The sequence below is a fragment of the Achromobacter sp. genome (assembly GCF_036567245.1).
Lineage (GTDB): Bacteria > Pseudomonadota > Gammaproteobacteria > Burkholderiales > Burkholderiaceae_B > Achromobacter.
Genome location: NZ_DATCUY010000698.1, coordinates 1 through 9,089, shown reverse-complemented (window position 1 = coordinate 9,089; position 9,089 = coordinate 1). Strand labels below are relative to the sequence as shown.

General features: G+C 67.2%; 6 protein-coding genes and 1 pseudogene. All 7 read left to right on the top strand.

From position 1 onward, the window contains the following. Positions 1-164: 164 nt before the first annotated feature. The gene (locus tag VIR09_RS30200) at positions 165-2,195 is read left to right on the top strand and encodes an acetyl/propionyl/methylcrotonyl-CoA carboxylase subunit alpha (protein WP_332016219.1); all 2,031 of its coding nucleotides are present in this window, start codon (positions 165-167) and stop codon (positions 2,193-2,195) included. After that, positions 2,192-3,991, top strand: a complete 1,800-nt coding sequence (locus tag VIR09_RS30195) for an acyclic terpene utilization AtuA family protein (protein WP_332016218.1) — start codon at positions 2,192-2,194, stop codon at positions 3,989-3,991. Before VIR09_RS30200 ends, VIR09_RS30195 begins: the two co-directional genes overlap by 4 nt. A 68-nt stretch (positions 3,992-4,059) precedes the next feature. Next, a complete protein-coding gene (locus tag VIR09_RS30190) occupies positions 4,060-5,034 on the top strand; it encodes a tripartite tricarboxylate transporter substrate binding protein (RefSeq protein WP_332016217.1) in 975 nt (324 codons plus the stop codon). Between the two features lie 4 nt (positions 5,035-5,038). Next, positions 5,039-6,259 carry a CoA transferase gene (locus VIR09_RS30185; RefSeq protein ID WP_332016216.1) on the top strand — a complete coding sequence of 407 codons (1,221 nt, stop codon included), beginning with the start codon at positions 5,039-5,041 and terminating at the stop codon, positions 6,257-6,259. Between the two features lie 189 nt (positions 6,260-6,448). Continuing rightward, a complete protein-coding gene (yajC, locus tag VIR09_RS30180) occupies positions 6,449-6,790 on the top strand; it encodes a preprotein translocase subunit YajC (protein WP_013395762.1) in 342 nt (113 codons plus the stop codon). Between the two features lie 110 nt (positions 6,791-6,900). Next, positions 6,901-8,781, top strand: a complete 1,881-nt coding sequence (gene secD / locus VIR09_RS30175) for a protein translocase subunit SecD (RefSeq protein WP_332016215.1) — start codon at positions 6,901-6,903, stop codon at positions 8,779-8,781. Positions 8,782-8,834: 53 nt separating this feature from the next. Next, a pseudogene (locus tag VIR09_RS30170) lies at positions 8,835-9,089 on the top strand (protein translocase subunit SecF); the annotation flags it as partial.

Sequence of the window (9,089 nt, the reverse complement as noted above, 5' to 3'; positions counted from 1 at the left end):
GCTCGACCGCGCAGCCGCGCTGTTCGCCCGCTGCCTGCGCGACGAAGGGGCCGAAGGCATCAAGGCGTTCCGTCAGCGGCGACCTCCAGGCTGGGTGGAAACCATCGCCGCCGAAGACGTGCGCAATGCCTGCGCCGGCACGCCAGTCCCCCTCTGAGAATCCCATGACCCACTCCAAGCTTGTCCGACCCTTCCACACCCTGCTGATCGCCAACCGCGGGGAGATTGCACGCCGCATCATGCGCAGCGCGCGCAAGCTGGGCTACCGGAGCGTGGCCGTCTACTCGGACGCCGACGCCGACAGTCTGCATGTCCGCGAAGCCGACCTGGCGGCGCGGATCGGCGGACCGGCGCCCGCCGATTCCTATCTGAACATCGAAGCGCTGCTGGCGGCGGCACGCGCCACGGGCGCCGACGCGGTGCATCCCGGCTACGGATTCCTGGCCGAAAACGAAGCGTTCGCGGCGGCCGTGGAGCAAGCCGGACTGGTCTTCGTCGGCCCGCCGGCGGCGGCTATCGGCGCCATGGGCAACAAGGCGCGGGCAAAGGCCGCAATGAGCCGTGCCGATGTGCCCTGCATACCCGGCTATCAGGGCGCCGATCAGAGCATCGACGCCTTCGTCCGCGCCGCAGGGGACATCGGATTTCCCGTCATGGTGAAGGCGGCGGCGGGCGGTGGCGGCCGCGGCATGCGGCTGGTGCGAGACTCGGCCGCGCTGCCGGCGGCGCTCGCCTCCGCCCGCTCCGAAGCCGCAGCCGCGTTCGGCTCCGACGAGCTGATCCTGGAAAAGGCCATCGAACAGCCGCGCCACGTCGAAATCCAGGTGCTGGCCGACAGCCACGGCAATGTCATCCACCTGGGCGAACGCGATTGCTCGGTGCAGCGCCGCCACCAGAAGATCATCGAAGAGGCCCCCTCCCCGGCCGTGGATGACGCGCTGCGCGCATCGATGGGGCAAGCCGCCGTGCGCAGCGCCCGCGCACTCGGCTACCAGGGCGCCGGGACGATGGAATTCCTGCTCGCCCCCGACGGCAGCTACTACTTCATGGAAATGAACACCCGGCTGCAGGTTGAACACGCGGTAACCGAAGCCGTCACGGGCCTGGATCTGGTCGAATGGCAATTGCGCGTCGCCGCGGGCGAAATGCTGGACATCGCCCAGGAGGCGGTGCGCATCGACGGCCACGCCATGGAACTGCGCCTCACCGCCGAGGACGTGCCCGCCGGATTCCTGCCGCAAACCGGGGTCATGCGGCGCTGGCGCCCTCCCCTCGAAATATCGGGCCTGCGGGTCGACCACGGCCTGACCGAGGGTGGCGCCATCCCGCCCTACTACGATTCGATGATCGCCAAGCTGGTCGCCCATGGCCGCAATCGCGAGGAAGCCTGCCGCAAGCTGCTGCGGGCGCTGGAACAGTGCGTCGCGCTGGGCGTGCCCACCAATCAGTCGTTCCTGGCGGACTGCCTGCACGATCCGGTCTTCGCCGCCGCCTCGGGCGTTCATACCGGGTTTGTCGAAGAACGTTTCGGCGCCAGCCTGGCCACGCGCTCCGTTCCCACAGCAGCGGCCGTGGCGTGGGCCGCCTTCGCCACCCAGGCCTGCATGACGGACTCGGCCGGCACCGAGCTCACGCCGCCGCTTCCGCCGTCACGCCCTTGGCGCGTCGCCCTTGCGCTGGATACAGGCCGTTGGGACGTCTGCGTGACGAGCAGTGTCCGCGGCTGGCGGATCGAGGCCGTGCTCGGTGGAAGCGACGCCGAGCCCGTACGGTTCGAACTGCGCGGCGCCCGTTGGCTAGGCCAGGACCGCAGCCGCCTGGAAGCCGAGCTGGATGGCGTCCGCGAAAGTGTCTGGATCGCGCCGGGGCCGAACGCGATGGGCTTGTTCCACCGGGGACGGGCCTGGGAATTCCAACTGCCGCCGGCGTACCAATCCCGCGCCAGCGCGCTTGCCAGCGGCACGCTCACGGCGCCGTTCACGGGCCGCATCCTGCATATCTCGGTGGCGGCCGACGACCGCGTCAGCGAGGGTGATCCGCTGATCGTCATGGAGGCAATGAAAATGGAGCACACCTTGTACGCCCCCGTCGCCGGCCGCGTCGCCGATCTGGCGGCTCACGCGGGCAGCCAAGCCTCCAAGGATCAACCCTTGCTGCGCATTGTCCAGGAACCCACCTTGCAGGCCACGCCATGAGCGCCGTACGCATCGGCGGCGCCAGCGGATTCTGGGGCGATTCCGCCACCGCCACGCCGCAATTGCTGGACGTCCCCGGCATGCAGTATCTGGTGTACGACTATCTGGCCGAAACCACCATGTCGATTCTGGCGCGGGCGCGCAACAAGGATCCCGCGCTGGGATACGCCACCGACTTCGTCCAGGCCGCGATGGCGCCGCAATTGCGCCGTATCCTGGAGCGCGGCATACGCGTGGTGGCCAACGCGGGCGGCCTGAATCCCCTGGCCTGCCGCGATGCCCTGGCGCAGGCCGCGGCGGGTCAGGGGCTGGCGCCTCGCATCGCCGTCGTGATCGGCGACGACATCCTGCCCCTGCTGCCTGAACTACGCGAATCGGGCCTTACCGGCCTGCCCGAAGCGCCTTACTCCGCCAATGCCTATACGGGCGCCCGGGGCATTGCGCAGGCGCTGGCACAAGGCGCCCAGATCATCATTACCGGTCGCTGCGTCGACAGCGCCATGGTGCTGGGCATACTGGCCCACGAACATGGCTGGGCCTGGGACGAGTGGGACAAGCTCGCTGCCGGCACGCTCGCCGGCCACGTCATCGAATGCGGCGCGCAGGCGACCGGCGGTCTGTACACCGATTGGCAATCGGTGCCGGGGTGGGACAACATGGGCTATCCCGTCATCGATTGCGCCGCGGACGGCAGCTTCATTCTCTCCAAACCCGCCGGCACCGGCGGCCTGATCGCTGCCGGATGCGTCGCCGAACAGGTCCTGTACGAAATCGGCGACCCCGCCAGCTACCTGATGCCTGACGTCACCTGTGATTTCCGGCACGTCCATGTGACGCAGCTGGACGCGGACCGCGTCTCGGTCCGCGGCGCTCGCGGCCGTCCTCCCACCGACAGCTACAAGGCCAATGCAACCTGGCGCGACGGCTACCAGCTGGCGACCATGCTGGCGATCCGCGGCCCCGAGGCCCGCGCCAAGGCGGACAAGACCGCCACGGCGCTGCTGGACCGCAGCCGGCGCATGCTGCGCGAACACGGCCTCGCGGACTATCGGGAAACCTGCGTGGAGATGCTGGGCTGCGAAGCGCTCTACGGACCGCACGCGCGGGCGCTCCCCACCCGGGAGATCGTTCTGCGCATCGTCGTGCGGCATGAATTGGCCGCCGGCCTGGGCTTTCTGCAACGCGAGTGCGCTTCCGCCGGGACCTCCATGGGGCCGGGCACCCGCTCGTCCTTCCAGGGACGTTCCGATATCCAGCCGGTGGTGCGCGTCCACTCCTTCCTGTTGCCGAAAACGCTGTTGCAAGAGCGCGTACTGCTGGAAGACCTCGTCATCCCCGTGCCGCCCGCAGCCGGCGACGCGCAGCCCGCCCACCTTGCCGCGGCGCGGGCCGAACCGGAGACAAGGCGGGACGAGCCCGCCGCGACGCGGGATGAAGGCCCGTTGGCCACCGTCGCGCTGCAGGCGCTGGCCTGGGCGCGCAGCGGCGACAAAGGCGATACGGAGAACATCGGCGTCATCGCTCGCCGCCCCGAGTTCCTTCCTTTGATCCGCAGGCAACTAGGCGCAGAACAGGTGCGCGCGTACTTCGCGCACCTGGCGCATGGCCCGGTCGAACGCTTCGAGGTGCCGGGACTGCACGCCATGAACTTCGTGCTGCACGAGGCCCTGGGCGGCGGCGGCATGTCCAGCCTGCGTTCCGACCCCTTGGGAAAGTCCTATGCCCAGATGCTGCTGGATCACCCCATGCAAATTCCCCGGAGCTGGATTGAACGCGGCTTGATCGCCACGCCCTAGCGCCCCCAAACAGGCCCTGACCCGGCCGCGAATCACGCAGTCCCATAAAAACAGAGGAGACACACAGCATGAGCCGGATCATCAGTAAAAGCATCGCCGCCCTAGCCATCGCGTGCATTCTTGCAGGCGCGGGCAGCGCGGGCGCCGCATACCCAGACAAGCCGCTGCGAGTCGTGGTGCCGTATACGGCGGGCGGCGTATCGGACGCCGTCGCCCGGCTGATCACCCGCAAGCTGAGCGACGAAATCGGCCAGCCGATAATCGTTGAGAACCTGGGTGGCGCCAATGGCCAGATCGGCTCAGCCGCGGTCGCCCGGTCCGAGCCCGACGGCTATACCTTCCTGGTCGTCGTCATGGCGCATGCCATCAACCCCAGCCTCTACAAGAACATGGCTTACGATCCGCTGCGCGACTTGCGCGGGGTCAGCCTGTTCGGCCGCATTCCGCTGCTGCTGGTATCGAGCGCCCGCCTGCCGCCCCGCAACCTGGCGGAATTCCTGGCCTGGGCGCGGGAAAATCCCGACAGCGCCACGTTCGCTTCCAGCGGCGCAGGCTCGGGCGCACATCTGGCGGCTGAAGAATTCGCCCAGGTCAACGGCCTGCGCATCACCCATGTGCCCTACAAAGGAGTGGGCCCGGCGCTGCCCGACCTCTACTCCGGACAGGTGGCCGCCATCTTCGACTCGGTGCAGACCATGATGCCGCAGGTCAAGGCGGGCAAGTTGCGGGCACTGGCCATGACCAGCGCCAGCCGGTGGCCCGGCGCGCCCGACGTGCCCACCATGGCGGAAGCCGGGGTGCCCGATTTCGTCGTGGGCAGCTGGATCGGCATGCTGGCTCCCGCCAAGGTGCCGGACGAACGCGCCGAGCGGATTTCCGCGGCGGTCCAGCGAGTGCTTGACCAACCCGATGTGCGCGCCCAACTGATCGGCTACGGCATCGATCCGGTCGGCGGCAAGCCCGCGGCATTCGACAGCTTCATCGCCGACGAGGCCCGCCGCTGGGCCGACGTCATCGCCAGAGCCGGCATCCGGCTGGAGTAAGACTATGAGCCCCCGCATCCTGGAAGGCGTCAAAGTCCTGGACCTGACACGCGTGATCGCCGGACCGCTATGCACCCAGATCCTGGCCGACATGGGCGCTACCGTCTACAAGATAGAACGCCCCGGCGAAGGCGACGATACCCGCCGCATGGGCCCATTCCTGCCTGACGACCACGGCGACGCCAGCAACGACTCCGCGCTGTACCTGGCCTACAACCGCGGCAAGCATTCCGTGACGGTGGATATTTCCACGCCCGAGGGGGCAGAACTGGTACGCGATCTGGCACTGCGCTGCGACGTCGTCATGGAAAACTACAAGGTCGGAACCCTGGCCAAGTACGGACTGGACCATGCCACGCTGGCCGCGGCCAAGCCCGCCCTGGTCTATTGCTCGCTGACGGGGTTCGGGCAGGACGGCCCCTACGCGCGGCGGCCCGCCTACGACTTCATACTGCAAGGACTGGCCGGCGTGATGAGCACCTGCGGACACCCCGAGGACGCTCCCGGAGGCGGCCCCATGCGCACGGCCATCCCCATCACGGATGTCGTCACCGGCCTCTATGCGGCCATCGCCATCCTGGGCGCCGTGCTGCACCAGCGGCAATCCGGCATGGGCCAGTTCGTGGATGCATCCATGCTGGACGCTTCAGTGGCCCTCAACGGGCACTTGGCGGTGGGCTACCTCATGTCGGGACAGTTGCCAGGCAGGCAAGGCAATACCAACCCCATCGCGGCCCCGTCCGAAGTGTTCGCCTGCACCGACGGCCGCATGATATTGGCCGCGGGAAACAACACCCAGTTCCGGGCCCTGTGCGAAATCCTGGACCAGCCAGGGCTGTTGAACGATCCGCGCTTCTCCACCAACGCCTTGCGGGTGGCTCACAGGATCGAACTGCGCGATCTGCTGGCGCCCCTGCTTGCCGGGCGGCGGCGCGCCGACCTGTTCCCGATCTTCGACCGGGCCGGCGTACCCTCGGGACCGATCAATGACCTGTCCCAGGTTTTCGAAGACCCCCAGACACGCCATCGGCAGCTCGCCCTGTCGCTGCCGCACCCGCGCGGCTGCGATGCCCCCATGCTGCGTAGCCCGCTGGACTTCTCGGCCACCCCTGTGCGCTATGGCCCGGCTCCCATGCTGGGCCAGCACAGCCTGGAGGTCCTGCGCGGCGAGCTGGGCCTGGACGACTTACGGCTGGCCGATCTGCGCTCCCGCGCTATCATTTAGGGAAACCGGGCCGGCTGCCCGGGGCGGCCTCCTCCCGCCGCCTCTTGTCTTTTCCCGAACAGCCCCAAGTTAGGGCTCGCGCATAACCTCGCTACAATAGTCGGCTTGCCCTATCCATGGCTCGCGCGGGGATGGGCGCATAAAAACATAGACATAAACACCCAAACAGACTAAACGCAGGAGAATTCAATGTCCGTTATCGATACCGCCAGCCTCGTCGTGGCCCAGGCCGCCCCCGAGGGCAACGCGCTGATGGGCATGCTGCCCATCATCCTGATGTTCGTGATCCTCTATTTCCTGATGATCCGTCCCCAGATGAAGCGCCAGAAGGAACACCGCAATCTGATCGCCGCCCTGGCCAAGGGCGACGAAGTGGTCACCGCCGGCGGCATGCTCGGCAAGGTCACCAAGGTCAATGACAGCTACGTTACCGTCGAAGTCTCGGAACTGGCCGACAAGCCCGTCGAAGTGATCATGCAGAAGTCCTCGGTCTCGACCGTGCTGCCCAAGGGAACCATCAAGGCCCTGTAAGCGTCCCACAGGAGCCCCCATCGGGCTCTTGTGCTTGATGGCCCTGCCGCCGCCCGCCGCGCTCGCCGCCCGGGCGGCCCTTTCATCACTTTTACATGAAGTAGCCGGCAATGAACCGCTATCCCCTCTGGAAGTACATTACGGTCCTGGTCGCGGTCATCATCGGCCTGCTGTACACGCTTCCCAATTTCTACGGCGAGTCCCCGGCCGTCCAGGTTTCCAGCGCCAAGGCCACGATCAAGGTCGATCCCGCCATGCTGAACCGGGTCGATCAGATCCTGACCGACGCCAAGATCCCCAACGAAGGGGTCTACTACGAACAAAACGGCACGCTCGGCACCGTGCGCGCCCGCTTCAAGTCGACCGACCTGCAACTGCAGGCGCGCGACCTCATCGACAAATCCCTCAACACCGTCGCCGGCGACCCCCACTACACGGTCGCGCTGAACCTGCTGCCCGCCTCGCCCCCGTGGATGCGCAGCCTGGGCTGGTTCGCGCCCAAGCCCATGTACCTGGGCCTGGACCTGCGCGGCGGCGTGCACTTCCTGCTGCAAGTGGACATGCAGGGCGCCCTGACCGCCCGCTATGACTCCCTGGCCGCCGACGTGCGCTCGGTGCTGCGCGACCAGAAGGTCAACGTGGCCGGCGTCGAACGCTCGGGTCTGGCTATTGCCGCCACTTTCGCCGACACGGACGACCGCGACCGCGCCATTTCCACCCTGCGCAGCCGCCTGCCCGACCTGGAATTCACCGAGCGTCTGGAAAACGGCAAACCGCTGCTGATGGCCGCCCTGAACCCGGCCGCCGTCACCCGCGTGCAGGATTCCGCGCTGAAGCAGAACATCAACACGCTGCACAACCGCATCAACGAACTGGGCGTGGCCGAACCGGTCATCCAGCAGCAAGGCGCCGACCGCATCGTGGTGCAGTTGCCCGGCGTGCAGGACGTGGCCAAGGCCAAGGAACTGCTGGGCCGCACCGCCACGCTGGAAATCCGCATGGTCGACGACACCCCCGCCGCGCAAGCCGCGCTGCTGGGCGGCAGCGTGCCCTTCGGCCTCGAGCGCTACAACGACCGCGACGGCCGTCCCATCCTGGTGCGCCGCCAGGTCATCCTGACGGGCGAAAACCTGCAGGACGCCCAGCCCGGCCGCGACTCGCAGACCCAGCAGGCCGCCGTCCACCTGACGCTGGACTCCAAGGGCGCCCGCATCTTCCGCGACGTCACCCGCGACAACATCGGCAAGCGCATGGCCATCCTGCTGTTCGAAAACGGCAAGGGCGAAGTGGTCACGGCCCCGGTCATCCGCGGCGAGATCGGCGGCGGCCAGGTGCAGATTTCGGGCAGCATGAGCTCCGAGGAAGCCGCCGACACCGCGCTGCTGCTGCGCGCCGGCGCCTTGGCTGCGCCGATGTCCATCATCGAAGAACGCACCATCGGCCCGAGCCTGGGCGCGGACAACATCGCCAAGGGCTTCTACTCGACGCTGTACGGCTTCCTGGCCATCGCCGCCTTCATCATCCTGTACTACCACCTGTTCGGCGTGTTCTCCACCATCGGCCTGACCATGAACGTGCTGCTGCTGCTGGCGCTGCTGTCCATGCTGCAGGCCACGCTGACCCTGCCGGGTATCGCGGCCATCGCGCTGACGCTGGGCATGGCCATTGACTCGAACGTGCTGATCAACGAGCGGATACGCGAGGAACTGCGCGCCGGCGCCACGCCGCAGCAGGCCATCCACCATGGCTTCGAACGCGCGTGGGGCACCATCCTGGACTCCAACCTGACCACGCTGATCGTGGGCCTGGCGCTGCTGGCCTTCGGTTCGGGCCCGATCCGGGGCTTCGCCGTAGTGCACGTCCTGGGCATCCTGACCTCGATGTTCTCGTCGGTGGTGGGCGTGCGCGCGCTGGCCAACCTCTGGTATGGCCGCAAGAAGAAGCTCACGTCGATCTCCATCGGTGAAGTCTGGAAACCGAAGACCAACTGAACATGAGCGCGGGCGGCCCAGCCGCCCGCCACAGATAAAGCCTAAGGCGAAAAATGGAATTTTTCCGTATTCACCGCACCATCCCGTTCATGCGCCACGCGTTGGTGCTGAACATCATCAGCTTCGTCACTTTCCTGGCGGCTGTCTTCTTCATCCTTACGCGCGGCTTCCACCTGTCGATCGAATTCACCGGCGGCACGGTCATGGAAGTCAACTACGCCCAGACGGCGCAGCTTGAAAACGTGCGCGGCGTGGTCTCCAAGCTGGGCTACACCGACTTCCAGGTGCAGAACTTCGGCACCTCGCAC